The following is a 25532-nucleotide window of genomic DNA, read 5'->3' as shown; positions in this document are numbered from 1 at the left end:
GATGGGTCTGGCCGACCGCCTGCTGGCCAAGCAGAAGCAGGCCGACGTCGAGCAGGAGGACGCCGAGGTCGAGGCGCCACCGGCGGGGCCGGCCGAGCCGGCCATGCTGCCGATCGAGAGCCGCCGGCTGGCGGCCAAGAGCCGCCGGTCGACCTCGGCCGACGGGCGCCAGGACGCCGCCTCGCGCTACCGGGAGGCCGGGCGGCAGCTGGCCGACCCGATCACCGAGGTGCGCCACCGGGTCCAGCGGACGCTGGCCGAGATGCTCGGCCCGAAGCTGTACGAGCAGGGCGCGGAAGACCTCGACCTGCGGGTCCGGGACACGGTCAGTGACCTGCTGGCCCGCGAGGAGACGCCGCTCACCGGCATCGACCGGGCCCGGATCATCCGCGAGGTCACCGACGAGGTGCTCGGCCACGGGCCGATCGAGCCGCTGCTGCGCGACCCGAGCGTCAGCGAGGTGATGGTCAACGGCCCGCACCGGGTCTACGTCGAACGGCGTGGACGCCTGGAGATGACCGACGCGGAGTTCAACGACGAGCCGCACCTGCGCCGGGTCATCGACCGGATCGTCTCCCGGGTCGGCCGCCGGGTCGACGAGTCGAGCCCGATGGTGGACGCCCGGCTCCCCGACGGCAGCCGGGTGAACGCGATCGTGCCGCCGATCGCGCTGGACGGGTCCAGCCTGACGATCCGGAAGTTCGCGGTCGACCGGCTCACGATCGAGTCGCTGATCGACTTCGGCACGCTGACCCGGCAGACCGCCGACCTGCTCTCGGCCTGCGTCCGAGGGCGGCTGAACATCGTGGTCAGCGGCGGTACCGGCTCCGGCAAGACGACGATGCTGAACGTGCTGTCGAGCTTCGTGCCGCACGACGAGCGGATCGTCACGGTCGAGGACGCGGCCGAGCTACAGCTCAACCAGGACCACGTCGTGCGGCTGGAGTCCCGGCCGGCCAACGTGGAGGGCCGGGGCACGATCTCGGCCCGCGACCTGGTCAAGAACGCGCTCCGGATGCGCCCCGACCGGATCATCGTCGGCGAGGTCCGGGACGGCGCCGCGCTCGACATGCTCCAGGCGATGAACACCGGCCACGACGGCTCGCTGACCACGCTGCACGCGAACACGCCCCGGGACGCGATCGCCCGGCTCGAGACGATGGTGCTGATGGCCGGCATGGACCTGCCGATGCGCGCGATCCGCGACCAGGTCGTCTCCGCCGTGCACCTGATCATCCAGGTCAGCCGCTTGCGCGACGGCAGCCGGAAGGTCACCCACATCACCGAGGTCGCCGGCATGGAGGGCGACATCGTGACGATGCAGGACCTGTTCCTGTTCGACTACAAGGCCGGGACCGACGGCAAGGGCCGGTTCCTGGGGACGCTGCAGCCGACCGGTCTGCGGCCGGGGTTCATGGACGAGCTGGCCGCGCACGGCGTGTCGCTCCCGCCGGACGTCTTCGGAGCGTCGCCGGCCGGGCGCCCGCGGTGAGAGCGGGTCCGCTCGCCGCGGCCGTCGCCCTGATCCTGGTGACGGCCGCTCCCGCGGCCGCGGCGCCGTCGCCCGACCCGCTCGAGCCGAACGGCGGCGCAGGCGGGGCGATCCAGCTGTCCGGCGTCTCGACGCTGCCCAGCCAGGTCGAGTTCTTCCTGCACCCGGACGGGTTCGACGGTCCGGCCGACCTGGAGAACAGCGGGGTCACGGTCACCGCGGGCGGCACCCAGCTGCCGTCGACGGTGAGCGAGATCCCGGAGTCGGCCTCCGACCCGAACCGGGCGGTGGTCCTGGTCCTCCAGCTCGGTGGCTCGGGTCTCGAGACCGCGCGGGCCGCGGTGGCCCGGTACGCGGTGGCCGCGCCGGACGGCGTGGCGCTGGGGCTCGTCACGCTCGCCGCCCACCCGACCAACGTCCTGTCGCCGACGACCGACCGCAACGACTTCCTGGCCGCGCTCAAGCAGGTCGGCGTGGCCGAGTCCACCGACCTGCCCGGCGCCGTCTCCCAGGCCGACGCGATGCTGGTCAGCGGCGCCGGCGCGGACCAGTACCGCAGCCGGCGCGTACTCGTCGTCTCGTCGCGGGACACCGCGGTGGTCGCGTCCGCGCAGACCGTCGGCGCCCGGATGGCCGCGGGCGGGCGCACCGTCGACGCGGTGACCGTCGGCCCGGCGACCGAGTCGGTCGTCCGGCTGGTCTCCGCCGGTGGCGGCCGGATCAGCACGGCCGCGTCGGCCGACGGCCTCCGGGCCGCGCTGGACGACCAGGCCGACGCGCTGGCCGGTGCGGTCCTGGTGCGGGCCCGCGTCCCCTACGAACTGTCCGGACGCACCACCGACCTGCAGGCCGCGGCGGGCGGCCTGACCACGACCGAGCGGGTGGCGCTGGACGTCGACCCGAACGCGATCGCGTCGGCGCCGGACACGGTCGCGGTGCCCGGCGGGACGGCCTGGTCGCTGCTGATCGGGCTGGCCGCGATCAGCGCGCTGCTGGTGTGGTTCGCGGTCCGGGTGCTGACCCCGGCGCTGGCCGACAGCGAGGGCAGGCGGGCGCTGGCCCGGCTGCAGCGGATCCTGGAGCACCCGCGGGGCGGGAAGCGCCGCTCGCGGTTCTCGGTCGTCACGCTGTCCGGGCACGCCGCCACCGCGGCCGGCTACCTGCTCCGTAACCCGGCGAGGCGGGCGAAGATCGAGCTGTCGCTCGAGCGCGCGGGCAGCTCGATGACGCCCGACCAGTGGGTCGCGCTGCGGATCGCGCTCACGATCGGCCTGGTGGTGGTGGGCATGCTGGCGTTCGGTGGGCTCCCCGGGCTGATCCTCGGCGTCGTCGTCGGGGCGTTCGGCACCGGCGGCTGGCTGCGCTTCCGGGCCGGACGCCGAGCCAAGGCGTTCGCCGAGCAGCTGCCCGACTCGCTGCGGATCGTCGTCGGCTCGCTCCGATCGGGCTTCTCGCTGCACCAGGCGATCGACTCGGTGGCCAGCGAGGGCGACGGGCCGGTGGCGACCGAGTTCCGGCGCGCGCTGGCCGAGATCCGGCTCGGCGGCAACCTCGAGGAGGCCCTGGAGCGGGTCGCCGAGCGCAACAACAGCCGGGACGTGCTCTGGTTGGTGATGGCGCTGCGGATCCAGAGCGACGTCGGCGGTTCGCTGGCCGAGGTGGTCGAGACGACCGTCGAGACGATGCGCGAGCGCGGACGGCTCGAGCGGCACGTCCGGGCGCTCTCGGCCGAGGGACGGATGTCGGCGTACGTGCTGCTCGCGCTGCCGATCGGCGTCGGCGGGTTCATGTTCGCGGTGCGCCGCGCCTACGTGAAGCCGCTCTACACGACGTCGATCGGGATCGGGCTGCTGGTCGGCGCCATCGTGTTCATGATCCTCGGGGCGGTCTGGCTCCGGAAACTGGTCAAGGTGGAGGTGTAGCCGTGGCGTTCGTACTGATCCTGTCGCTGGCGGCCATCCTCGCCGCGGTCATGACGATGGCCTGGTCGCTGACCGTGACGCTGCGTCCGGGCGAGAAGCTGCTGCGCTCGCTCGAGGCGTTCGAGATGGTCCGCCGGGGCGCGGTGCCGGTCGGGCAGCGCTCGCTCGTCGAGCGGGCCCGGATCGTCGCCCGGCGTCGGTGCGGGGTCGTCGGCAAGGCGCTGATGCTGCCGAACTCCGAGGCCCGGCTGACCAAGCAGCTCTCGTTCGCCGGTAACCCGCCGGAATGGCCGATCGAGCGGATCGTCGCCGCGAAGGGGGGCGCGATGATCGGCGGCCTCTTCGTCGGGCTGTACTTCGGATCGGCGTTCGGCGGGGGCAGCGGGGCCGTGCTCGGCCTGATCCTCGGCGGGGTCGGCGGGTTCCTCCTGCCGAACCTGCTCGTCTACAACGCCGGCCAGAAGCACCAGCAGAACCTGCAGCGGACGCTGACCGACGTCCTCGACACGCTGGTGATCAGCGTCGAGGCCGGGCTCGGGTTCGACGCCGCGCTGGCCCAGGTGGCCCAGAACGGCCGCGGACCGTTCATCCGGGAGATCGTCCGGGTGCTGCAGGAGTTGCAGCTGGGCCGGTCACGGTCGGAAGCGCTGCGCGCGCTGGCCGCGCGGACGACGGTCACCGAGATCCACACGTTCGTCCGGGCCGTCGTGCAGGCCAGCGACCGCGGTATCCCGATCGCCGGCGTGCTGCGCGAGCAGGCGCACGAGATGCGGCTGCAGCGCCGTCAGCGGGCCGAGGAAGCGGCCCAGAAGGTGCCGGTGAAGATCCTGATGCCGATCGTCTTCTGCATCTTCCCGGCGCTGTTCATGATCATCATGGGCCCGGCCGCGGTGAACATCGCCAAGACGTTCAGCGCGTTTTGATCGTCGTGCTGGCCGGGCTGGCCGGGCTGTTGGCCTCGCCGTTGCTGCGCCGGGAGATCCGCCGGTACGGGGTGCCGGGGCCGCGGCTCGGCTCGGTGGAGGCCCTGGCCGCGGCGTCGCTCGCCCTCGTCGCGCTGGTGCTGCGCGGCTGGCCGCTGCTCGCCGTCGGGTGGCTGGTGCTGATCGGCGTCGCGCTGGTCTTCGTCGACCTGGCCGTGCAGCGGCTGCCGAACCGGTTGACCGCGGCCGCCGTCGTCGGCGTGCTGGTCCTGCTGGCCGCGGCCGGGGACTGGCGACGGCTCGGCTGGGCCGTCGTCTGCGGGCTCGCGGCCTGCGCCTGCTACTTCGTCCTCGCGTTCGCCTCGCCGGCCGGTCTGGGCATGGGCGACGTCAAACTCGCGGGCTCGCTTGGGCTGACGCTGGGCTGGTGGGGCGGGATCGTGACGATGCTCGGCATCGCGGCGGGCTTCTTCATCAACGGAATCGTCGGTGTGGCGCTGCTCGCACTTCGTAAAGTAGGTCGCACCGACCAACTTCCCCACGGTCCCGCAATGCTACTGGGGGCCCTTTGCGCAATAGTGCTTTTCGGGGGCTAAACTGCAGCGAATCGCGGCGACCCGCGCACGACGGTGGCGATTTGTCCATTATTACTCATCGTGACTTCGATCCGGCCGATACAGGATCGTGATCGCTGGGCGTGATCTCGTTCACCTAATGGCCACTGAGCTGTGCAGAGACGGTTAATTCCATCACCAGTGGAGTTCACCCCACGTTCATTTGGGCCCGGGGAGCGCGTCACCTTCGCTACCTAGCGTTCCGAGTCGACCGGCTCAGTAGCCGGCCCCAGAGGACTGGGCAGTAACCCCCTGGAGGGACTAGCAACGTGAAGCTGCACCGCACTGGCGCCATCGCCGGGATTGCGCTTGCCAGCCTGCTCGCCATTTCGGCCTGTGGTTCGGACAACACCGACGACACCGCGAGCTCGTCCGGCTCGAGCTCGAGCGCCAACCCGAACTGCGCCGAGGGCCAGATCGCGGCGTCCGGCTCGTCCGCGCAGGGTACCGCCATGAACGCGTGGACCACGGCCTACGCGAAGGAATGTGGCGCTCAGATCAACTACAGCCCGACCGGTTCCGGCGCGGGCGTCAAGGACTTCACCGCGGGCAAGGTCGCTTTCGCCGGCTCGGACTCCTCGCTGAAGGACGACGAGCAGCCCGCCGCTGACGCGCGCTGCAAGACCGGCAAGGCCATCAACATCCCGGGCATCGCGACCGCCGTCGCGATCGTCTTCAACGTGAACGGCGTCGACAAGCTGGCGCTCGACCCGGCGACGATCTCCAAGATCTTCCAGGGCCAGATCACCACCTGGAACGACCCGGCGATCGCCAAGACCAACTCGGGCGCGAAGCTCCCGGCGACCGCGATCTCGGTCGTCTTCCGGTCGAAGGACTCGGGCACCACCGACAACTTCACCAAGTTCCTCGACGCGCAGACGCCGGAGACCTGGAAGCTCGGCACGGGCAAGGGCTGGAAGGGCAAGACCGGTACCGGTGCCCCCGACTCGGCCGGTGTCGTCTCGGCGCTGACCGGCAAGGACGGCTCGATCGCCTACGTCGACGCGCCGGACGCCAAGAAGAACAACCTGAAGTCGGCCGGTATCGACACCGGTAACGGCGCGGTCGAGATCTCCGACGACACCGTCGGCAAGGCCATCGCCGCCGCCACCCAGGACTTCCAGGGCAACAACCTGAAGCTCAAGCTGAACTACGGGCTCAAGGACGCCGGCGCCTACCCGGCCGTTCTGGTCACCTACGAGATCACCTGCGAGAAGGGTCTCTCGGCCGACCAGGTCAAGCTGACCAAGGGCTTCCTCAGCTACATCCTGAGCGACGCCGGCCAGACCGCTGCCGCGGACGCCGGTTACTCGAAGCTCCCGAGCGAGGTCCTCACCAAGGCGCAGGCCGCCGCGGCCGCCATCGCCTGATTGCGCAGTCCTGGGCCGGGTGAGGACCTCTGTGTCCTCGCCCGGCTCGGGCATGTAACCGGGTTTCTTGTTCCTTCGTCTCAAGGAAGTCGTCATGGCTGACCCCTCCACGCAACCAGCCACCGTCACCCGACCCACCGACCGGCCGACCCCCGAAAAGCCGACCGGCCTGGGTGGACAGAAGTCGACCCGTGGTGGCGACGCGGTGTTCAAGTTCGTCTCGACCGGCGCCGGCGCGATCCTGCTGGCCATCATGGCCGCGATCGCGGTGTTCCTGGTCTACAAGTCGGTCGACGCCTTCACCAGCAACGACTCGAACTTCTTCACGACGAAGGACTGGAACCCCGACCCCAGCGAGCCGGGCGGCGCGTCGTCGTTCGGTATCGCGGCGCTGACGTTCCACACGCTGATGACCGGTCTGATCGCGATGATCATCGCGGTCCCGGTCGCGATCGGCATCGCACTCTTCATCACGTTCTACGCCCCGCGCCGGCTGTCGCAGACGCTCGGCTACCTGGTCGACCTGCTGGCCGCGGTGCCGTCGGTCGTCTACGGCCTCTGGGGTCTGTTCTTCCTCGTGCCGAACATGACCGGGCTGTCGGACTTCCTCGACCGGTACCTGGGCTGGATCCCGCTGTTCGACTACCGGCCGACCGGCATCCCCGGCAACCGGTCGGACTTCACGGTCGGCATCGTGCTCGCGGTGATGATCCTGCCGATCATCGCGGCGATCACCCGCGAGGTCTTCCGGCAGGTGCCGCCGGCGCACGTGGAGGGTGCGCTGGCGCTCGGGGCGACCCGCTGGGAAATGATCCGGCTCTCGGTGCTGCCGTTCGGCCGCGCCGGCATGACGTCGGCCGCGATCCTGGGCCTGGGCCGCGCGCTCGGCGAGACGCTGGCCGTGACGATCATTCTGGCCAGCGCCTACAACATCAACTTCCACATCCTGGAGAACGGCGGCGTGACGTTCGCGTCGAACATCGCGAACAAGTACGACGAGGCCGGTGACATCGGCACGAGCGCGCTCATCGCGTCCGGTCTCTGCCTGTTCGTCATCACGCTCGTCGTGAACTCGCTCTCCCAGCTGATCGTGCGTCGCAAGAAGGAGGCCTGATCATGGCTACTCTCCAGGCTTCCCCGTCGGAAGTGAACGAGAGCGACCTCCGCGGGCAGAAGCTGCCCAACTGGTCGCCGTGGGCCATCGCCGTCGGCGCGATCGTGATCAGCGCGGTGATCTTCTCGCTGACCGGTGACAGCTTCAACAAGGCCCGGTTCGCCGTGCTGGCCGCGCTGCTGTTCGTCGTACTGCTCACCGGCGCGAGCTTCGCCGTCGAGGGCCGCCGTCAGGCCGTCGACCGGTTGTTCTCGACGTTCGTCTACTCGACGTTCGTGCTGGCGATGGCGCCGCTGATCTCGATCATCTACTACACGCTGGCCAAGGGCCTCGGCGTCATCGACGGTGACTTCCTCACCCACTCGATGTTCACGATCAGCCCGGACAGCTTCGGCGGTGGGGCGTACCACGCGATCATCGGCACGCTGATCGTCACCGGTATCGCCGCGGTCTTCGCGATCCCGATCGGCGTGCTGACCGCGGTGTACCTGGTCGAGTACGGCGACGGGAAGCGGTTCGCGCGGATCGTCAGCTTCTTCGTCGACGTCATGACCGGTATCCCGTCGATCGTCGCCGGCCTGTTCATCTTCACGTTCTGGCTCTTGACGCTGGGCTTCCAGAAGTCCGGGTTCGCCGGCGCGCTCTCGCTGGTGATCCTGATGCTGCCGGTCATCGTCCGGTCGACCGAGGAGATCCTGCGCCTGGTGCCGATGGAGCTGCGCGAGGCCTCCTACGCGCTCGGCGTTCCGAAGTGGAAGACGATCGTGCGGATCGTCCTGCCGACCGCGTTCAGCGGCATCGTCACCGGCGTGATGCTGGCCATCGCCCGGGCGATGGGTGAGACCGCGCCGCTCCTGCTGCTCGTCGGCACGCAGGCCAAGATCAACTTCGACCCGTTCTCCAGCGGCGACGCGGCGAACCCCATGGCCACGCTGCCGACGTTCATCTACTCGCAGCTGGGTGCGGCGGCCGGTAACCCGAACGCGCCGGGCACCGCCCGCGCCTGGGGCGCGGCGGTCACGCTGATCGCGATCATCATGATCTTCAACCTGCTCGCCCGGTTCGTCGGGCGGTTCACCCGGGCCCGCGGCTGAGTCCCGCACACACCCCTCGTCGAAAGGCTCTGAATCATGTCCAAGGGACTCGAAGTCAAGGACCTGAACATTTACTACGGCAGCTTCCTCGCGGTCGAGGGCGTGTCGATGTCGATCGAGCCGCGGTCGGTCACCGCGTTCATCGGCCCGTCGGGCTGCGGTAAGTCCACCGTGCTCCGCACGCTCAACCGCATGCACGAGGTCATCCCCGGTGCCCGGGTCGAGGGCAAGGTGCTGCTCGAGGGCGAGGACATCTACGGCAACTCCGTCGACCCGGTGAACGTCCGCCGGACGATCGGCATGGTGTTCCAGCGTCCGAACCCGTTCCCGACGATGTCGATCTACGACAACGTCATCGCCGGCCTCAAGCTGCAGGGCCGGCAGAAGAAGAGCGAGCTGGACGACAAGGTCGAGAAGTCGCTCCAGGGCGCGAACCTGTGGAACGAGGTCAAGGACCGGCTCAAGAAGCCCGGCTCCGGCCTCTCCGGTGGTCAGCAGCAGCGTCTGTGCATCGCCCGGGCGATCGCGGTCGAGCCCGACGTCCTGCTGATGGACGAGCCGTGCTCGGCGCTGGACCCGATCTCGACGCTGGCGATCGAGGACCTGATCCAGCAGCTGAAGACCGACTACACGATCGTGATCGTCACGCACAACATGCAGCAGGCCGCCCGCGTCAGCGAGCGGACCGGGTTCTTCAACCTCTCCGCGGTCGGCAAGCCCGGCAAGCTCGTGGAGATGGACGACACCCAGAAGATCTTCACCAACCCCTCCGACAAGCGCACCGAGGACTACATCACCGGCCGCTTCGGCTGATCCCGCAGTCTGACGAGGAGACTTTCGTGCGTACCGAATTCCGCCAGGCCCTGGCGTCGGCCGAGTCCACTCTGGCCGATTTAGCGGACACCGCGGCCGGGGCGATCGAGCAGGCCACCGTCGCTCTGCTCGAAGCGGACGTCACCGCCGCTCAGCGCGCGCAGGAGTTGAACGACTCCCTGCACAAGCGCGTGTCCGAACTGGAGAACAACGCCTACGACCTGCTGGCGCTGCAGGCGCCGGTGGCGTCGGACCTGCGTGTCGTGGTGACCGTGGTCAAGCTGGGCGCCGACGTCGAGCGGATGGGCTCGCTGGCGGCGCACATCGCCGAGACCGCGCAGCGCGGCTCCAGCGTCCCCGAGGCGCTGGCGCCGATCTTCCGGCAGATGGGTGAGGTCGCCCAGCAGATGGCGATCGACGCCGGGGCCGTGCTGCGGTCCCGGGACACGGCCGACGCCGAGCGCCTGGCCACCGACGACGACACGGTCGACCGGCTCCGTCTGGAGCTGTTCCGCCAGATCGCCGGCGACTGGGAGCACGGCGCCGAGGCCGCGGCCGACGCGGCCCTGCTCGGTCGTTACTACGAGCGGTTCGCCGACCACGCGGTGGCCATCGGCGAGGCCGTGGTGTTCCTGGTGACGGGCGTGCCGACCGAGTAGTCGTTGCTTTGGTATACCGAGCCCGGTCCGCGTTCAGCGGGCCGGGCTCGGGGTATGTTCCGGCAAAACGACAGGGGTAAGCACGTGCGCGAGGGCTTTCGCGGCCAGCTGGACGCAATCCGGGGTGCGCTGGCCGATATGACCGACACCGCGGCGACCGCGATGGAGCGGGCGACCGTGGCGCTGCTCGGTGCCGACCTCGACGTCGCCGACGGGGTGTCCGCGCTGGCGTCGCAACTCGACGGCGCTCGGCGGGCCGTCGAGGACCGGACGTACGAGGTGCTGGCGCTGCAGCAGCCGGTCGCCAGTGACCTGCGGACGATGGTGATGGCGATCAAGGTCGGTGGGGACATCGATCGGATGGGGTCGCTGGCCCATCACGTCGCGAAGGTCGCGGTGCGGCGGCACCCGGGGTACGCGGTGCCCGATCAGCTGTTCCCTCTGTTCCGGCAGATGGGGGACATGGCGGTGCGGATGGCGCGGGGCGCCGAGGCGGTGCTGCAGTCCACTGACGCCGCCGACGCCGGGCGGCTCGCGATCGACGACGACGCGATGGACGGCCTGCGCCGGACGCTGTTCCGTACCCTGCTCGACGAGTGGCCGTACGGGGTCGAAGCCGCCATCGACGTGGCCCTGCTGGGCCGCTATTACGAGCGCTTCGCCGACCACGCCGTCTCCATCGCCGACGGAGTCGTCTACCTGGTCACCGGAGAACTCCCCAAGGAACCGATCTAGTACCGCTTGAACTTCGCCCGGCCCAACTCGTCGAGATCGATCTCGACCGGAAACGGCGCGTCGATGTTCAACCGCCCGGTGAAGACCTGCTCGGCCTGGTAGCCGCCATCTCCGGGCTCGCTGAAAACGTGCACGGTCAGTGGCTCGGGCTCGACTCGCCAGTAGTGAGGGATACCGGCGTCCGCGTAGGCGATTGGCTTGGCGCCGCGGTCCTGGCGCCGAGAACTCGGTGAGACCACCTCCGCAACCAGCGCGATCTGCTCGGCCGGCATGGGCCGGGTAGTCAGCGGAACCTCCGCCCGGAACACCACGATGTCGGGCGCGACGTAGTCCAGCGGCTCCAGCTCGAGCAGGACGTCGATCTCCTGCTCGACCTGCCACTCGACCGGCAGCTGCGGTCCCAGCATGGTGGCCAGGTGACGAATGATCCGGTTATGGATGGGGAGGGGGCTTGGAGTCACGGTCAGCGCTCCATCGATGACCTCGACCCGGGAGCCTTCGGGGAGGCGTTCGACATCACGAAGGGTCCAGACGCCGGACGACGGCTGGGGCCAGTGATACGGCAGCGCGATCATGTCGACTCCTCCTCGCGACCACGATAGCAACCGGCGCCGCTAGGTTAACACCACTCGTCTACTCGTGTGTACTAGAACATCAAGGCGTGGAGGACCGACTCCAGGGCGGCGGCTACCAGGGCAGCGGCGGGGATGGTGAGCACCCAGGCCGTGACGATGTTCGTCGCCACCCCCCACCGCACCGCCGACAACCGCTTCGTCGCCCCCACCCCCATCACCGACGCCGTGATCGTGTGCGTCGTCGAGATCGGGACCTTGAACACGTACGCGGTCGTGTACAGCACCGCGGCCGCCGCGGTCTCGGCCGCGAAACCCCGCGGCGGATCGAGGTGGATGATCCGCCGGCCGAGCGTCCGCATGATCCGCCACCCGCCCGAGTACGTCCCGGCCGCCAGCGCCAGCGCCACCGCCAGAATCACCCACAGCGGCACGTCGAACCCGGTGTGATACCCCCCGACGACCAGCGCCAGCACGATCACGCCCATCGTCTTCTGGGCATCCTGCAGACCGTGCCCGAGCGCCATCGCCGCGGCCGACACCGTCTGCGCGTACCGGAAGCCCCGGCTGACCCGGGCCGGATGCGCCCGCCGGAACGCCCACAGCAGGCCCAGCATCAGCAGGTACCCGAGCCCGAACCCGACGATCGGCGACACCACCATCGGAATGACGACCTTGTCGACCACGCCCGCCCACTTCACGACCGCGTCCGACGACAGCGCCGCCCCGACCAACCCGCCGATCAACGCGTGCGACGACGACGACGGCAGCCCGAAGTACCAGGTGATCAGGTTCCACACGATCGCGCCGAACAGCGCGCAGAACACCAGCAGCAGCCCCTCCCCACCGGACGGCGCCGCCACGATCCCCTCGCCGACGGTCTTCGCGACCTCGGTGCCCAGCAACGCACCGGCCAGGTTCGCGACCGCGGCCATGATCAGCGCGGCCCGGGGCGTCAGGGCCCGGGTGGAGACGGACGTCGCGATCGCGTTCGCCGCGTCGTGGAAGCCGTTGGTGTAGTCGAACGCCAGCGCGATCGCGATGATCGCCAGGACCGGGAGCAGATCCACCGGTCAGGACTCCTTGACCGCGATGGTCTCGACCGTGTTCGCGACGTGCTCGAACGCGTCGGCGGCGGCCTCGAGCTCGTCCGCGACCTCCTTGAGCTTCATCACGGTCAACGTGTCGTACTCGCCGCTGAACAGCCGGACGAGCAGCATCCGGTACGCGTGGTCGCCCTCGTTCTCGATCTCGTTGGCCTCGATCCAGTACGCCTCGAGGTCCTGCAGCGCCTGCAGCCGGGGCATCGCCGCCGCGGTCAGCGCGGCGGCCCGGCCGAGCGTCGAGATCAGCTCGTGCATCTCGCGGGGCAGCGCGGGCAGCTGTGACAGCCCGTACAGGTACAGGAGGTTGCCCGCCCCCTCCATGTGGTCCATGACGTCGTCGAGCAGCGACCCGAGGCGGTAGATGTCCTCCCGGTCGAACGGCGTCACGAACGTCGAGTTCAGCTTTCGGAGCAGCGCGTGCGTCACGTCGTCGTTGGCGTGCTCGATGTCCTGGAGCCGGTCCGAGATCGACTGGAAGTCCGGGTCGGACAGGCTCAGCTCACCGAGGATGTCCGCGCCCTTGACCAGATTGTCGGCGGCCTGGCTGAAGAAGCCGTAGAACGCGGTCTCGGTGGGGCGGAGGCGAAAGCGCACGTGAACCCCTGGTGAATGGGAGGTGTCGGCAACATGTTGATGCTGATGTGTACTCGTGCGAGCGACCAAATCCGGTGACCCGGATCACATACCCCCATTCGGGGGTCGTGAACTTCCGGTGAACAGCACTAACCGCTGCTCAGAGGGTATGGCCGAGTCGCGGATGTGACTGAATACTTGACCGCGTGCGGGAAGCAACCATGCATTCCGACGCTCTGGCGGACATCGGCTACCAGCCGATCGTCGACCTCTTCAGCGGACGCGTACCGGCTCACGAGGTGTCGCTGGGATGGGGCTCCCTCCCACCGGCCGCGCCAGGTGTCGACCCTGACGCCCTACGCGCCCTCCGGCTGCTCGACCTGGCCGCGGGACTACCGACCCCACTCCACCTGCCCCTCCACGCCGGCGCGCTGCTGCGCGATGCGGGGTTACCGGACCTGCTCGCCCAGCGGTGCGCGGAAACGCGTCGCGCGCCCGACACGGTGACGATCCAGCTGGCCGAGCGCGACTGCATGGTCGACGTGGTCAGCCTGCGCCGCCGCTGCGCCGCGCTCCGCCGGCACGGGTTCGCGATCGGCATCGACGAGGTCGGCGCCTACCACGGGTCACTCTCCGTGCTGGCCTCGATCCACCCGCAAGTCATCAAGCTGCACCGCACGGTCGTCAGCGCGGTGGGGGAGTACCCCGAGGCGACGGCGCTGGTCGAGGCCGTCGTGCTGTTCGCCCGCAAGCTCGGCGCGACGCTGATGGCGGCCGGCGTCGACAGCGCCGCCACGGTGTCCACCTTGCGCTCGCTCGGCGTCGGCTACGGCCAGGGCGCGTTCTTCGGCGAGCCCGACAGCGCCTGGAGCGACGTCGTCTCGGTGCCGCCGCTGCTGGCCCAGGACCAGCCGCTCAAGGCGGCCGACGAGGAGGAGCCGGGCGAGGCCCAGACCCTCCGGGAGCTGCTCCGGCGCGCGATGGTCGCGCCCGCCGACTCGTCCGGCGACGAGATCCGCGACCTCTTCGGCATGGACGAGGACCTGCTCACGGTCATCCTGATCGACGAGGCCGGCAAGGTCGCGGGCGTCATTCCGCGGGGCACGTTCATGCTGGCGGCCAGCGGGCCGTTCGGGCACGCGCTGCACGCCCGCCGGGGCGTACTGCAGCACGCGGTCCGGCCGAAGTTGATGGGTCCCGACACCCCGGTCTCCGACGCGATCCGGATGGTCACGTCCCGGTCGCGCAGCCGCGTCTACGACGACATCGTGGTGGCCGACCGCACCGGCCGGTGCGTCGGCATCGTCCGGGTCGCCGACCTGCTCACCGCCGTGCAGCGCAACCAGGTCGACGTCGCGATCTCGCTCGACCCGCTGACCGAACTGCCCAGCGGCAAGGTCGTCGAGGACAACGTCCGACGCCGGGTCCGCGAGCCGGGTGGTGCGGCGATCAGCTGGATCGAGGTCGACCGGCAGGCCGTCCTCGAGGCCGACGGCTTCCTGGCCGGCAACGCGCTGGTCGTCGAGTCGGCCGCGGTGCTGCGCCGGGTCGCGAGCTACATCGGGGGCAGTTGGCTCGGCCACTTCGGGTCGGGGGCGTTCGTGCTCCTCACCGACCGGATGGCGGCCGAGCGGGCGATCCGTTCGCTGCTGGAGTCCCGTCCGGAAGACCGGTACGGACGCCCGGTCGACCTCACGATCGGGACGCTGGACTGCCCGCCCACCGCCGGGGCCGACGCGGCCGGGCTGTCCGAGCGGCTGGCCGAGCTGATGCGTCATGCGCACGCGCTCGGCGGCACCGCCTGGGTGGCCGCGACCCACGGCGAACCGGGCGTTCGAGTGCAGTACGCGAGCAGGCCGGTGCTCAGCGCGAGCAGCGACTTCAGCCAGGCTTAACGGAGTCTCAAGGCCACCGCGTCGGGTGGCGGGACCGTGGTTGGATGCTGCGGTCACGTGTGAACGCCCGATGATGGAGTTTCTCGAATGGCACAGCCGCCCGGGTACGGACCTCCCGCCTACGGGCCCCCCGGCTCCGGCGCCGGCGCTCCCAGCTACGGCGGCCCCGGCTACGGCGGCCCGGCCTACGGCCCGCCCCCGGACTCCACACCCCCGGCCTACGGCTCGCCGCCGGAATCCGCGCCCCCCGGCTACGGGGCCTCCGCGGAGTACGGCCCGAGTTCCTACGGCGCTCCGCCCACCCCGCCGCCGAACCGCCCGGTCGGACTCATCGTCGGCGCGATCATCGCGGTCGCGGTGCTGGTCATGATCGCCGGCGGCGTCATCGCGGCCGTCTACGTCTCCAACCGCGGCTCGTCCGACGACCCGACGGTCGCCTCCAGCGACGGTCCGACGTCGGCCACCACCGGCGAGGCGCCGGCGAGCAGCGCGCCCTCGGCCGACTCCACCGTCCCGGCCGGCGACCGCGGCACGATCGGCAAGCCGGTCCGGCAGGCCGACCTCATCATCACGGTCACCGCGAAGCCGCAGTGCGGCGTCAAGTCGATCGGCAGCGGCTACACGACGTACGAGCCGCGCCAGGGCCAGTGGTGCCTGATCGACCTGAAGTTCGAGAACGTCGGCAAGGCCGCGATCAAGCCCCGCCAGTCGAGCATCAAGATGATCGACGAGAACGGCGGCGAGTACTTGATGGACCTGTTCTCGTTCAAGGCCAACCCGGACGACAACCTGGCCCTGTTCGAGAACATCTACCAGGGCAAGACCGCGACCGGCATCATCGCGTTCGACGTCGCCACCGGCCAGGTCCCGGCCACGCTGAAGATGAACCCGGCCGGCGACTGGGACGACGAACTGCAGTTTTCACTCAAGTGAGACCGGGTCATCACCCCTTACCTAGCGCACTCCCGTAGGCTGGAACCGTGGGTGGATGGGTAGGTCAAGTCATCGGGGCCATCAACGTGGTGGTTCTGGTCGTCAGCCTCGCGCTGGAGGCCTGGGCGTTCGTGCATGCCCTGATGCAGAAGGCCGAGGCGTTCCCGGCCGTCGAGACGCTGCAGAAGGGCGTCTGGCTGGCGCTGATCGGCGGCACCATGCTCGCGTCGCTGCTGTTCTACGCGTTCGGCATGCTGTTCGCGATGATCGCGCTGATCGCCGCGCTGGTGTACCTGCTCGACGTGCGTCCGCGCATCCGCGAGATCAGCAACGGCGGTAGGAGCTGGTAGAACGCCTGGTCACCGGCCAGGGCGAGCCGGTGACCGTGTTCGCGCACGGTCTCGGCGGCAGCATCGCCGATGCCCGGCCGCTCGGCTCGGGCGTCCGCGGCACCCGCGTCTTCTTCTCGTTCCGCGGCCACGGTGCGTCCGAGCCGCTCCCGCCCGGCTGGACCTACCGCGACCTCGCCGACGACCTCGAGACCGTCGCGGATGAGCACCGGGCCACCCGGGCGCTCGGCACCAGCCTCGGCGCGGGTGCGCTGACCCGGCTGGTCGCCGACCGGCCGGGCCGCTTCGAGCGGCTGGTGTTCTTCCTGCCCGCGGCCCTCGACCGCCCCCGGCCGGCCGACGCCCGCGACCGGTTCGCCGCGCTGGCCGCCGCGCTCGACGACGGCGACCTCGACCGGCTGGCCGCCGTCGTCACGCTCGAGGTCCCGGAGGCCTCCGTCGGGACCCCCGCGGCGCGGGCCTACGTCCGGCAGCGGGTCGAGGCGCTCCGCCGGCCGGGCCTGGTCGAGGCGCTCCGCCGCCTGCCCACGCTGACCGTCCTGCCTTCTCCGGACGCGCTGCGCGCGGTCGAAGCGCCGGCCCTGGTGCTGGGCTGCCAGGGCGATCCGCTCCACCCCGAGTCGGTCGCCGAGCATCTGGCGGACGCGTTGCCGAACGCCGAGTTGCACATTTATGGAGCCCCCGGAGTCCTCTGGAACCAACGGTCCGATCTCCGCCGCCGGATCAGCGAGTTCCTCCGGTGAGGCGCTCGGCGACCAGCTGCTCGGCGGCGGCCGCCGGGGTCAGGTGCTGGGCATCGGCCAGGTCGTAGACCCGGGTGAGCGTGTCGCCGATGCCCTCGATCCGAGCCTCCACCACCTCGGGAGCCTCGCGGTAGAGCTCGGTGGCCACCGCGTGGATGATCCCGCCGGCACTGACCACGTAATCGGGAGCCCAGCGAATGCCCCGCTCGTGCAGCAACCCCGCCACGTCCGGCGACGCGAGCTGGTTGTTCGCCGGCCCGACGATCGCCCGGCACCGCAGCGACGGCACCAGGTCCGCGGTGAGCACGCCCCCGAGCGCGGCCGGCACCAGCACGTCGCCCTCGGCGGTCAGAGCTTCGTCGGGCGACGCCCAATCCGCTCCCAACTCGTCGGCCAGGGCTTTGGCGTCGGGACGGACGTCGGACACGGTCAACCGGGCCCCGGCCGCAGCGAGCCGGCGGGCGACGTCGGCGCCGACCGAGCCGAGGCCGACGACGGCGAACCGGCCGGACGCGAGGTCCGGGACCGTGGCGCGCAGCGCCGCGATCACCCCGGCGGCCGTGCCGGGGGACGAGCTGCCGCTGCCCCCGTCCGCGACCGGACGGCAGAACACGTGCGACGTGCGCTCGCCGATCACGGTCATGTCGTCGGACGAACTCCCGACGTCCGGGCCGGTGCCGTACCGGCCGCCCAGCGCGGCCACCGCGTCGCCGACGTCGAGCAGCAGCTCACGCCGGTCCGGACGCGCGGCCGGCGGCAGCACGGCCACCGTCTTGCCACCTCCGTTGGCCAGGCCGGCCAGCGCGTTCTTGGCGGTCATCGCGGACGACAGGCGCAGCGCGTCCTCGACGCCGTCCCGCCAGTCCGCGTAGTGCCAGATCCGGCAGCCGCCGAGCGCCTGCCCCAGTGCGGTCGAGTGAATGGCGAGAGCGATCGGGACCCCGGACCGACGACCCGCAGTGACGTGCAGTTCCTCATGCGTGAACATGCCGCGAAAGTAGATGTTCCTCTGGCTGGTATGAGCCGCACCCGAATGAAATTCGGCGGCGGCGCGAGAATGCCGGGCATGGACGACATTGATTCGGCGATCCTGGCGCATCTGCAGCGGGATGCTCGGCAGACCAACCGTGAACTGGCCGCCGCGGTCGGCCTCGCGCCCTCCACGTGCTTGGAGCGGGTCCGGGCGCTGCGCGCGGCCGGCGTGCTCACCGGTTTCCACGCGGCCGTCGACCTGGCCGCGCTGAACCGCACGGTGCAGGCGCTGATCTCGGTGCAGCTCAGGCCCCTGAACCGGGAGGTCATCCAGAACTTCAAGAGCTACACGGCCGGGCTGCCAGAGGTGCTCTCGGTGTACGTGGTGACCGGCCCGCAAGACATCCTGCTGCACGTCGCGGTGCCGGACGTGGACGCGATGCACACGTTCCTGATGGATCGGATCACCGTGCGGCGGGAGGTCGTCGGCTTCAACACCTCGGTGATCTACCAGCACACGTCGAACCCCGTCGTGTCACGACTACCGTGACGGCATGGCGCACACCCACCGACTCGACCTCCTCGATCCGACGCTCCGCGAGTGGGACGCCACCGTGCTGCACGTCGATCCCGAGCAGGGGATCGTCCTCGACCGCTCGGCGTTCTACCCGGGCGGCGGAGGCCAGCCGCCGGACCACGGGACGCTGCTCTGGGGCGGCACCCAGACCCGTATCGCCGGTACCCGGAAGGGCGACGACCTGTACCTGATCCCGGCCGAGGGCGACCCGGTGCCGCCGGTCGGCACCGCGGTCCGGGGCGCGCTCGACGACGACCGCCGGACGCTGCTCATGCGCACGCACTCCGGCCTGCACGTGCTCTGCGGCGTCGTGTTCCGGGACTTCGGCGCGCTGGTCACCGGCGGCAACATGGAGCCGGGCGAGGCCCGGATGGACTTCAACCTGCCCGAGGTCCCGCCCGGGTTCAAGCAGACGATCGAGGACGCGGTGAACCTGGAGGTGGCCGCCGACCGCCCGGTCGAGGTCAGGGTGCTGCCCAGCGACGAGGCGTTCGCGATCCCCGACATCATCCGCACCGCGACGAACCTGGTGCCGCCGGAGCTCACCGAGGTGCGGGTGGTGGACATCGTCGGCCTGGACGCGCAGGCCGACGGCGGGACGCACGTGGCGTCGACCAAGCAGATCGGGCACATCACGGTGGCGAAGATCGAGAACAAGGGCAAGGGCTTCCGCCGCGTGCGGCTGCGGCTCGCGTGAGCGTCTGGATCTGGCTGGGCTCCGCGATCATCGCCGAGGTGATCGCGACCAGCGCGCTCAAGGCGTCGCACGGGTTCACGGTGCTGTGGGCGAGCATCGTCGTCGTGCTCGGGTACGGCTGGTCGTTCTTCGGGCTCTCCCAGGCCCTGAAACAGGGCCTGGGCATCGGCACCGCCTACGCGGTCTGGGCCGGGGTGGGTACCGGCCTGATCGCGATCATCGGGTGGTTGGCGTTCGGCGACAAACTCGGGCTACCGGCGATCGCCGGCATCCTGCTGATCATCGCCGGCGTCGTGCTGGTCAACCTGAGCGGCGCCGCCCACTCGTCCTAGGCGTTGAACAGGGCCTCGGGGAGGGCCGGGTTGCCCTCGACGGTGAGGACTGCGAGCGGCACCCGGCCCCAGAGCGCCAGCTCCAGGTCGCTCGCGGTGCCGGTCACCGCGGCCTGGGCGTGCGGCTCGTCGTCGAACACGGTCCCGGTGTCGAGCAACGAGATGCCGACGCCACGCATCCGCACGGCCCAGTGGCCGTCGGCGTCGGTGGCGCGCAGCGTGATGACGCCCCGGGGCGTGTCGTCGGGCCAGTCGTGCTTGCCGGCCAGGTACGTGTCGAGCCGCTCGTCGATACCGTCGACGGCCAGCGGGGCGTCGATCGGCTCGGTCAGGGCGGCGCCGGCGCCGAGCTGGGCGTCCCAGCGGTGCACCGCGGTCTCGTGGGCCATCCGCCGGAACCAGAACCGCGCGACCTGCTCCTGGATGGACCAGTTCCAGGCCGGCGCGGCCGGGTCGGTGGAGTCCAACGCGGCCAGGATGAGCCGGAACGACTCGTCCCACCACTCGATCACCGCCGGGCCCGCGGGCGCGGCGCCCGGGTCGATCTGTCCTTCCGGCTGCGTGGTCACCCCGCGGACCACGTGTGCGGCGTGCCGCCGGTACACCGCTCCGACGTGGGCCACCAGGTCCGCCACCGTCCACCCGGGACAGGAGGGGACCGGCGACGCCAGCGTCTCGGGTGTCACCGCCGCGCGGAAGGCGGCGCCTTCGCGCCGCAGGCTGTCCAGCCAGAACTCCGCGTCCGGGCGGCTCTCGCTCATGAGTCGCGTCCTGTCCGTGGTGATCGGATTCGTTGCGCCCAAGCCTAGGGCGTCCGCTGTTCGGGGGCGCGGAGTGTTACGGGGCTACCGCCTCCCACGGGAGCGTCATCTCCCCGAGTCGCCACCGCCGAGGCGTCCCCAGCACCGGCCAGCCCTCGTCGCGCAGCCGGGTCACCGCCCCGACCCAGCGCTGGCGCGGGCCGAACGGCGCCAGCGGGGCGGCCGCGTCCCAGGCCGCGTCGAACGCGGTCAGCAGCGCGTGCACGCGCTCGCCCGGCACGTTCCGGTGGATCAGGGCCTTGGGCAGGCGCTCGGCCAGCGTGGAGGGCCGGTCCAGCGACGCCAGCCGGACCGCGAACGTCAGCGTGCGCGGCCCTTCCGGGCCGACCGCGACCCAGCCGCCGATCCGGCCGAGCTCGTCGCAGGTCCCGTCGATCAGCAGGCCGTCGGGTGCGAGGTTCTGCCGCAGCGTCGTCCAGGCGGCCGCGGCGGCCTTCTCGTCGTACTGGCGCAGGACGTTGGCGGCCCGGACGACGCCGGGACGGAGCCCGGCCAGCTCGAACCCGCCCCGCCGGAACGTCAACCCGGGCGGATCGGCGGCACGCTCGGCCGCCTCCACCCGGGTGGCGTCGAGTTCCAGGCCCACCACCCGGACGTCCGGATCGATCGTCCGCAAGCGGGCGTAGAGCTCGACGGTCGTGACCGGCGACGAGCCGTACCCGAGGTCGACCACCAGCGCCGGGGGCGTGGCCCGCAGCGCGTCGACCAGCCAGCGGTCCATCCGGCGCAGCCGGTTGGGGTTGGTGGTGCCGCGGGTGGGCAGGCCCAGCGCCCGGGCACGCCCCGCGGCGAGCCTCATGCCTTCCGGGAGACCTTGTAGTTCGACGCCTGGGCGACCGGCCGGACGACGACCAGGTCGATGTCGACGTGCTTGGGCCGGGTGACGGTCCAGCCGACGATGTCGGCGATGTCGTCGGCGGTGAGCGGCTCGGCCACGCCCTCGTAGACCTTGTCGGCCCGGGCCTGGTCGCCCTTGAACCGGGTCACCGAGAACTCGTCGGTCTTCACCATCCCCGGTGCGATTTCGGTCACCCGAATCGGCAGCCCGTTGAGCTCCAGACGCAGGGTCTCGGAGAACGCGTTGATCGCGTGCTTGGCCCCGGTGTAGCCGGCGCCACCCTCGTAGACGCCGTGCCCGGCGGTGGACGACATCAGCACGACGATCGCGTCGTCGGCCGCCTTCAGCGCGGGCAGCAGCGCCTTCGTGACGCGCAGCGTGCCGATGACGTTGACCTCGTACATCCACTGCCAGTCGGCCGGGTCGGTGACCTCGATCGGCTCCTGCCCGCGGGCCCCACCGGCGTTGTTGACCAGCACTTTCAGCGGTCCGGGGAGGGCCTCGACGGCCTCCGCGAACGCGGTCACCGAGGCCTCGTCGGTGACGTCGAGAGTCACCGCGACACCGTCGAGTTCCTTCGCCAGCTCGTCGAGCCGGTCGCGCCGACGGGCCCCCAGGACCACCTGGAAACCTTCGGCCGCGAGGCGCCGGGCGCTCGCTGCTCCGATACCGCTGCTGGCGCCGGTGACGACCGCGACCGGACGGGGGTTGCTCATGCCCCCGATAGTGCCGCATGTCTCGGACCGGAGCGCCGCATGTCTCGGACCCGAGCGTTCGCTGGAAGATAGTTGAAGTCGGGAGTGTTACGTAGGCTCGGGTTCGGGGATGACCGACGACGTTCTTTCCTGGCGGTTCTACCTCGTGGAGGGGAGTTACGGGTGTCGTTGTCGACCCGCAATCGCGGGCGGTTGCCTCGTCGGGTAGCGACGATCACCCTCCATACCTCTCCGCTAGACCAACCAGGAACCGGCGACGCGGGCGGGATGAACGTCTACGTCGCCGAGGTGTCCCGGCGGCTCGCGGCCGCGGGCGTCGAGATCGAGATCTTCACCCGGGCGACGTCGTCCGACCTGCCGCCGGTCGTCGAGATGGCGCCGGGGGTGCTGGTCCGGCACGTGCCCGCGGGTCCGTACGAGGGCCTGCCCCGGGACGAGCTGCCCGGCCAGCTGTGCGCGTTCTCCGGGGCCGTGCTCGAGGCCGAGGCGCACCAGGAACCGGGCTGGTACGACCTCGTGCACTCGCACTACTGGCTGTCCGGCCAGGTCGGCAGCCTGGCCCGGATGCGCTGGGGCGTCCCGCTCGTGCACTCCGCGCACACGCTGGCCAAGGTGAAGAACGCCGCGCTGGCGGCTGGTGACAGGCCGGAGCCGGCCGGGCGCGTGCTCGGCGAGGAGCAGGTGGTCGCCGACTCCGACCTGCTGGTGGCCAACACCCCGGCCGAGGCCGGGCAGCTCGTCGACCTCTACGGCGCCGACCCGGCCCGCGTGACGACGGTGTCGCCCGGCGTCGATCTCGGGCGGTTCCAGCCCGGTGACCGGCGGGTCGCCCGGCGCCGGTTCGGGCTGCCGGAGGACGGCACCGTGCTGCTGTTCGTCGGGCGGATCCAGCCGCTCAAGGCCCCGGACATCCTGGTTCGCGCGGCCGCCGACCTGGTCGCCGCCGACCCCGCGCTGCGCCGCTCGTTGACCGTCGTCGTGTGCGGTGGGGCGAGCGGGAACGGGATGGGGGAGCCGGCCGCTCTGCGGCGGCTGGCCTCGGTCCTCGGGGTCAGCGACCTGGTGCGGTTCCTGAAGCCGCTGCCGCCGGACGAGCTGGGTCAGCTCTACCGGGCCGCGGACGTCACGGTCGTGCCGAGCCACAACGAGTCGTTCGGGCTGGTGGCGGTCGAGGCGCAGGCGTGCGGAACGCCGGTGGTCGCGGCGGCGGTCGGCGGTTTACCGACTGCGGTGGCCGACGGCCGGTCCGGCATCCTGGTCCCGTCGCACGACCCGGCCGACTACGCGACCGTCCTGCGCCGACTGATCGCCGAGCCGCGCTACCGCGCGGCGCTCGGTCGCGGTGGCGTGCGCCATGCGGCCCGGTTCTCCTGGCAGCACACTGCGGACGGACTTCTGGACGGGTACCGTGCCGCAATGCGTTCCCGCTCGGGTCATCTGGCGCCGGTCTGAGGAGGTCTGATGAAGGACGACCTGGTCGCGGTGGTCGAGGCGTACCTGAAGGAGCGGGACGTCGAGTACGACCGGACGCCCGGCGGCGACTTCGTCGTCACGCTGCCCGGGACGCGCAAGCAGAAGACGCTGGCGAACCTGGTGATCGGCGACCACGCGCTGCGCATCGAGGCGTTCGTCATGCGTCACCCGGACGAGAACCAGGCCGAGCTGTACGCGTACCTCTTGACGAGGAACGCGCGGATGTACGGGGTGGCGTTCAGCATCGACAAGGCCGGTGACGTGTTCCTCACCGGCCGGGTGTCGCTGACGTCGGTCAACGAAGACGAGCTGGATCGGCTGCTGGGGTCGGTGCTGGAGTACTCGGACGGGAGCTTCAACCGGATGCTCGAGATCGGGTTTCCGACCGCGATCCGGCGTGAGTGGGCCTGGCGCGTGAAGCGCGGCGAGTCGCTCGCCAACCTGGAGGCCTTCTCCGACTGGGCCGGCGCTCCCGAGTGATCTTTGCCTCACGCAACTAAAAAGTTGCGGCGTGCAAGAATATCGCCCGTGGACCAAGAGACCGTGCATCGGCGCCGCTGGCTGCCTCGGCGTTCGCTTCGACGCCGGGCCAGCTGATCGGCACCCGGGCGCTGATGGGCCGGTGACCGGCGGGCTGCTGCTGGAGCACTTCTGGTGGGGCTCGGTCTTCCTGGTCAACGTCCCGTTCGTGATCGTCGGGGTGGTCGCGATCGCGCTGATCGTGCCGGAGTCGAAGGACCCGTCGCCGGGCCGGATCGACCCGTTCGGCGTGCTCCTCTCGATCGCCGGCCTGTCGCTGCTGGTCTACGGCATCATCCACGGCGGCGAAACGAACGACTGGGGCTCGCCGGCCGTGCTCGGGCCGGTGCTCGGCGGCATCGCGTTGGTCGCGCTGTTCGTGATCGTCGAGGCGCGCAGCAGCCATCCGTCGCTGGACGTCACGCTGTTCAAGAACGCGGCGTTCTCGGCCGGGGCGGCCAGTATCGGGCTGGTCTTCTTCGCGATGCAGGGCGCCACGTTCTTCCTGGCCTACTTCTGGCAGGCGGTGCGTGACTACTCGCCGCTGGAGGCCGGTCTGCTCGTCGTGCCGGTCGCGGTGGGGATCGCGCTGGCCGCGCCCCGATCGGCGAAGATGGCGGCCCGATTCGGTACCCGGGTCGTCGTCGCGTTCGGGATGACGCTGGTCGGGTTCGCGCTGGGGGCGTACTCGTTCGTCGGCCGGGACACGCCGATCTGGGTCATCGAGATCGTCGTGTTCGCGCTCGGCTTCGGGATGGGTAACGCGATGGCGCCGGCCACCGAGGCGGTCATGTCCGCGGTGCCGCGGGCTCGGGCCGGGGCGGGCTCGGCCGTGAACAACACCGTGCGGATGGTCGGTGGGGCGCTCGGCGTCGCGATCATGGGGTCGCTGCTCTCGGCGTCCTACCGGACGAACCTCGGCGACGCGGTCGACGTGCTGCCTTCGGCCGCCCGCGACGGCGCCGGGGAGTCGATCGGCGGCGCGCTGGAGGCCGCGGGTCGGTTGGCGGCTTCCGCCCCGCGCGACGCGCTGGCCCTGGTCGAGTCGGCCAAGGACTCTTTCGTGGACGCCATGCACGTGACCGCGGTGGGGGCGGCGCTGGTGGCGTGGCTCGGCGCGATCGTCGCGTTCATGTTTTTGCCTCGGCGGCCGGTCGCGGCTGCGGCACCGGCGGAGCGGGACGACGTTGGGGAGGAACCGGCAGAGGCGGCATCGACGAATTGATCGGTTGCATACCGGGATGATTCCTAGTCAATCCACCAAGGGTCGGAACCGAATCGCGATTCTGTGAACTTTCTTAACGCCCGCTTAGGTAGTGCCTAAAGTTTCGGAGCGCCGGGCTGACTTCTGACCCCTTTTGCGGGTTCGAAGCGGGATTTGGGTGCGGCGTCGGCTGCCTACGATCGCGCCTGACGGGGCAACGGTGGTCGGTGTGCCCTGCCGGTGAAGCGGGGAGCATCGTGAACGGTCAGCCCAACCCTTCCGACGGTCGAGCTGGCCGGCCCGAACGCGCAACCGGCGCCGCCCGGGTCCCTTCGGCGCCGGTGAGTGGGGCGGCTCGGGTCCCGCCGGCCGGGCCGTATCCGCCGCAGTCCGGTCCGTCGACGTTGCCGCTGGCGCAGCTGGGCTGGTCGTCGGGCCCCGGCCGGCCGGCCGCGGCCTCGTCGGCGCAGCCCGT

At 70.7% G+C, this 25532-nt stretch carries 27 protein-coding genes; 20 read left to right on the top strand and 7 right to left on the bottom strand.

Annotation, left to right across the window (positions count from 1 at the left end):
* The first annotated feature begins 1 nt into the window (after window position 1).
* The 10 genes from FL583_RS33305 (at window position 2) to phoU (FL583_RS33260) (ending at window position 10736) form a co-directional block, all read left to right on the top strand.
* Window positions 2–1492, top strand: a complete 1491-nt coding sequence (locus FL583_RS33305) for a TadA family conjugal transfer-associated ATPase (protein WP_142708865.1) — start codon at window positions 2–4, stop codon at window positions 1490–1492.
* Window positions 1489–3414: a type II secretion system F family protein gene (locus FL583_RS33300; RefSeq protein ID WP_142708864.1), complete on the top strand. Its 1926-nt coding sequence runs from the start codon at window positions 1489–1491 to the stop codon at window positions 3412–3414. The genes FL583_RS33305 and FL583_RS33300 overlap by 4 nt, the downstream gene beginning before the upstream one ends.
* Before the next feature lie 2 nt (window positions 3415–3416).
* The gene (locus tag FL583_RS33295; protein ID WP_142708863.1) at window positions 3417–4337 is read left to right on the top strand and encodes a type II secretion system F family protein; all 921 of its coding nucleotides are present in this window, start codon (window positions 3417–3419) and stop codon (window positions 4335–4337) included.
* Window positions 4338–4342: 5 nt separating this feature from the next.
* A complete protein-coding gene (locus tag FL583_RS33290) occupies window positions 4343–4933 on the top strand; it encodes a prepilin peptidase (protein WP_240746897.1) in 591 nt (196 codons plus the stop codon).
* Between the two features lie 287 nt (window positions 4934–5220).
* Window positions 5221–6321: a phosphate ABC transporter substrate-binding protein PstS gene (gene pstS / locus FL583_RS33285; RefSeq protein ID WP_142708862.1), complete on the top strand. Its 1101-nt coding sequence runs from the start codon at window positions 5221–5223 to the stop codon at window positions 6319–6321.
* A gap of 94 nt (window positions 6322–6415) precedes the next feature.
* Window positions 6416–7435, top strand: coding sequence for a phosphate ABC transporter permease subunit PstC (gene pstC / locus FL583_RS33280; RefSeq protein ID WP_142708861.1), 1020 nt, complete (start codon window positions 6416–6418; stop codon window positions 7433–7435).
* Window positions 7436–7437: 2 nt separating this feature from the next.
* Entirely contained in the window at window positions 7438–8529 is a 1092-nt protein-coding gene (gene pstA, locus FL583_RS33275) for a phosphate ABC transporter permease PstA (RefSeq protein ID WP_142708860.1), read from the top strand.
* A gap of 36 nt (window positions 8530–8565) precedes the next feature.
* Window positions 8566–9342, top strand: coding sequence for a phosphate ABC transporter ATP-binding protein PstB (gene pstB, locus FL583_RS33270; RefSeq protein ID WP_142708859.1), 777 nt, complete (start codon window positions 8566–8568; stop codon window positions 9340–9342).
* Window positions 9343–9368: 26 nt separating this feature from the next.
* Entirely contained in the window at window positions 9369–10001 is a 633-nt protein-coding gene (gene phoU, locus FL583_RS33265) for a phosphate signaling complex protein PhoU (protein ID WP_170323998.1), read from the top strand.
* 54 nt (window positions 10002–10055) lie between these two features.
* Window positions 10056–10736: a phosphate signaling complex protein PhoU gene (gene phoU / locus FL583_RS33260; protein WP_276611658.1), complete on the top strand. Its 681-nt coding sequence runs from the start codon at window positions 10056–10058 to the stop codon at window positions 10734–10736.
* Here phoU (FL583_RS33260) and FL583_RS33255 read toward each other — a convergent pair.
* From FL583_RS33255 to FL583_RS33245, 3 genes are all read right to left on the bottom strand, one after another.
* On the bottom strand, window positions 10733–11311 hold the full coding sequence (locus FL583_RS33255; protein ID WP_142708856.1) for a Uma2 family endonuclease: 579 nt from the start codon (window positions 11309–11311) through the stop codon (window positions 10733–10735). The genes phoU (FL583_RS33260) and FL583_RS33255 overlap by 4 nt on opposite strands.
* 71 nt (window positions 11312–11382) lie before the next feature.
* Window positions 11383–12378 (bottom strand): inorganic phosphate transporter, encoded by a 996-nt coding sequence (locus tag FL583_RS33250; protein WP_142708855.1) that lies wholly within the window; start codon window positions 12376–12378, stop codon window positions 11383–11385.
* A gap of 3 nt (window positions 12379–12381) precedes the next feature.
* On the bottom strand, window positions 12382–13008 hold the full coding sequence (locus FL583_RS33245; protein ID WP_142708854.1) for a DUF47 domain-containing protein: 627 nt from the start codon (window positions 13006–13008) through the stop codon (window positions 12382–12384).
* A 200-nt stretch (window positions 13009–13208) separates the two neighbouring features.
* Between FL583_RS33245 and FL583_RS33240 the strand changes: the two genes are divergently transcribed.
* The 4 genes from FL583_RS33240 to FL583_RS33225 all read left to right on the top strand — a co-directional run bounded on the left by FL583_RS33240 (window position 13209) and on the right by FL583_RS33225 (window position 16908).
* Window positions 13209–14882, top strand: a complete 1674-nt coding sequence (locus tag FL583_RS33240; protein ID WP_142708853.1) for an EAL domain-containing protein — start codon at window positions 13209–13211, stop codon at window positions 14880–14882.
* An 87-nt stretch (window positions 14883–14969) separates the two neighbouring features.
* Window positions 14970–15815: a DUF4352 domain-containing protein gene (locus FL583_RS33235; RefSeq protein ID WP_142708852.1), complete on the top strand. Its 846-nt coding sequence runs from the start codon at window positions 14970–14972 to the stop codon at window positions 15813–15815.
* Between the two features lie 47 nt (window positions 15816–15862).
* Window positions 15863–16165 (top strand): DUF2516 family protein, encoded by a 303-nt coding sequence (locus FL583_RS33230; RefSeq protein WP_142708851.1) that lies wholly within the window; start codon window positions 15863–15865, stop codon window positions 16163–16165.
* Between the two features lie 29 nt (window positions 16166–16194).
* Complete coding sequence (locus FL583_RS33225) at window positions 16195–16908, top strand: alpha/beta fold hydrolase (RefSeq protein WP_205752691.1); 714 nt, start codon at window positions 16195–16197, stop codon at window positions 16906–16908.
* Here FL583_RS33225 and FL583_RS33220 read toward each other — a convergent pair.
* A complete protein-coding gene (locus tag FL583_RS33220; RefSeq protein ID WP_142708849.1) occupies window positions 16889–17896 on the bottom strand; it encodes a Glu/Leu/Phe/Val dehydrogenase dimerization domain-containing protein in 1008 nt (335 codons plus the stop codon). The two genes, FL583_RS33225 and FL583_RS33220, sit on opposite strands and share 20 nt — an antisense overlap.
* A 78-nt stretch (window positions 17897–17974) precedes the next feature.
* Between FL583_RS33220 and FL583_RS33215 the strand changes: the two genes are divergently transcribed.
* From FL583_RS33215 to FL583_RS33205, 3 genes are read left to right on the top strand one after another with little or no spacing between them, the layout of a single operon-like run.
* Complete coding sequence (locus FL583_RS33215) at window positions 17975–18430, top strand: Lrp/AsnC family transcriptional regulator (RefSeq protein WP_142708848.1); 456 nt, start codon at window positions 17975–17977, stop codon at window positions 18428–18430.
* A 4-nt stretch (window positions 18431–18434) separates the two neighbouring features.
* Complete coding sequence (locus FL583_RS33210; protein WP_142708847.1) at window positions 18435–19154, top strand: alanyl-tRNA editing protein; 720 nt, start codon at window positions 18435–18437, stop codon at window positions 19152–19154.
* A complete protein-coding gene (locus FL583_RS33205) occupies window positions 19151–19486 on the top strand; it encodes a DMT family transporter (protein WP_142708846.1) in 336 nt (111 codons plus the stop codon). The genes FL583_RS33210 and FL583_RS33205 overlap by 4 nt, the downstream gene beginning before the upstream one ends.
* On the opposite strand, the gene FL583_RS33200 is transcribed toward FL583_RS33205, so the two are convergent.
* The 3 genes from FL583_RS33200 to FL583_RS33190 all read right to left on the bottom strand — a co-directional run bounded on the left by FL583_RS33200 (window position 19483) and on the right by FL583_RS33190 (window position 21861).
* Window positions 19483–20247, bottom strand: a complete 765-nt coding sequence (locus FL583_RS33200) for a maleylpyruvate isomerase N-terminal domain-containing protein (protein WP_142708845.1) — start codon at window positions 20245–20247, stop codon at window positions 19483–19485. The genes FL583_RS33205 and FL583_RS33200 overlap by 4 nt on opposite strands.
* A 76-nt stretch (window positions 20248–20323) precedes the next feature.
* Complete coding sequence (locus tag FL583_RS33195; protein WP_142708844.1) at window positions 20324–21106, bottom strand: class I SAM-dependent methyltransferase; 783 nt, start codon at window positions 21104–21106, stop codon at window positions 20324–20326.
* Window positions 21103–21861, bottom strand: a complete 759-nt coding sequence (locus FL583_RS33190; protein WP_142708843.1) for an SDR family oxidoreductase — start codon at window positions 21859–21861, stop codon at window positions 21103–21105. Before FL583_RS33190 ends, FL583_RS33195 begins: the two co-directional genes overlap by 4 nt.
* A 162-nt stretch (window positions 21862–22023) precedes the next feature.
* Here FL583_RS33190 and mshA point away from each other — a divergent pair, with 162 nt between their 5' ends.
* The 3 genes from mshA to FL583_RS33175 all read left to right on the top strand — a co-directional run bounded on the left by mshA (window position 22024) and on the right by FL583_RS33175 (window position 25078).
* Entirely contained in the window at window positions 22024–23313 is a 1290-nt protein-coding gene (mshA, locus tag FL583_RS33185; RefSeq protein WP_240746892.1) for a D-inositol-3-phosphate glycosyltransferase, read from the top strand.
* Window positions 23314–23322: 9 nt separating this feature from the next.
* The gene (locus FL583_RS33180) at window positions 23323–23814 is read left to right on the top strand and encodes a type III secretion system chaperone family protein (protein WP_142708842.1); all 492 of its coding nucleotides are present in this window, start codon (window positions 23323–23325) and stop codon (window positions 23812–23814) included.
* A 142-nt stretch (window positions 23815–23956) separates the two neighbouring features.
* On the top strand, window positions 23957–25078 hold the full coding sequence (locus FL583_RS33175) for an MFS transporter (RefSeq protein ID WP_170323997.1): 1122 nt from the start codon (window positions 23957–23959) through the stop codon (window positions 25076–25078).
* The last annotated feature ends 454 nt before the right edge of the window (window positions 25079–25532 follow it).

This window comes from Cryptosporangium phraense (assembly GCF_006912135.1).
Taxonomy (GTDB): Bacteria; Actinomycetota; Actinomycetes; order Mycobacteriales; family Cryptosporangiaceae; genus Cryptosporangium; species Cryptosporangium phraense.
The sequence above is the reverse complement of the archived record's forward strand: the minus strand, read 5'-3'. Positions and strand labels throughout refer to the sequence as shown.

Excerpts from the sequence above, each read along its gene's own strand:
- FL583_RS33305 (WP_142708865.1), top strand. The coding sequence starts at position 2 with ATGGGTCTGGCCGACCGCCTGCTGGCCAAGCAGAAGCAGGCCGACGTC.
- pstC (WP_142708861.1), top strand. The coding sequence starts at position 6,416 with ATGGCTGACCCCTCCACGCAACCAGCCACCGTCACCCGACCCACCGAC.
- pstA (WP_142708860.1), top strand. The coding sequence starts at position 7,438 with ATGGCTACTCTCCAGGCTTCCCCGTCGGAAGTGAACGAGAGCGACCTC.
- pstB (WP_142708859.1), top strand. The coding sequence starts at position 8,566 with ATGTCCAAGGGACTCGAAGTCAAGGACCTGAACATTTACTACGGCAGC.
- phoU (WP_276611658.1), top strand. The coding sequence starts at position 10,056 with ATGTTCCGGCAAAACGACAGGGGTAAGCACGTGCGCGAGGGCTTTCGC.
- FL583_RS33255 (WP_142708856.1), bottom strand. The coding sequence starts at position 11,311 with ATGATCGCGCTGCCGTATCACTGGCCCCAGCCGTCGTCCGGCGTCTGG.
- FL583_RS33240 (WP_142708853.1), top strand. The coding sequence starts at position 13,209 with ATGCATTCCGACGCTCTGGCGGACATCGGCTACCAGCCGATCGTCGAC.
- FL583_RS33235 (WP_142708852.1), top strand. The coding sequence starts at position 14,970 with ATGGCACAGCCGCCCGGGTACGGACCTCCCGCCTACGGGCCCCCCGGC.
- FL583_RS33220 (WP_142708849.1), bottom strand. The coding sequence starts at position 17,896 with ATGTTCACGCATGAGGAACTGCACGTCACTGCGGGTCGTCGGTCCGGG.
- FL583_RS33215 (WP_142708848.1), top strand. The coding sequence starts at position 17,975 with ATGGACGACATTGATTCGGCGATCCTGGCGCATCTGCAGCGGGATGCT.
- FL583_RS33210 (WP_142708847.1), top strand. The coding sequence starts at position 18,435 with ATGGCGCACACCCACCGACTCGACCTCCTCGATCCGACGCTCCGCGAG.
- FL583_RS33200 (WP_142708845.1), bottom strand. The coding sequence starts at position 20,247 with ATGAGCGAGAGCCGCCCGGACGCGGAGTTCTGGCTGGACAGCCTGCGG.
- FL583_RS33195 (WP_142708844.1), bottom strand. The coding sequence starts at position 21,106 with ATGAGGCTCGCCGCGGGGCGTGCCCGGGCGCTGGGCCTGCCCACCCGC.
- FL583_RS33190 (WP_142708843.1), bottom strand. The coding sequence starts at position 21,861 with ATGAGCAACCCCCGTCCGGTCGCGGTCGTCACCGGCGCCAGCAGCGGT.
- FL583_RS33180 (WP_142708842.1), top strand. The coding sequence starts at position 23,323 with ATGAAGGACGACCTGGTCGCGGTGGTCGAGGCGTACCTGAAGGAGCGG.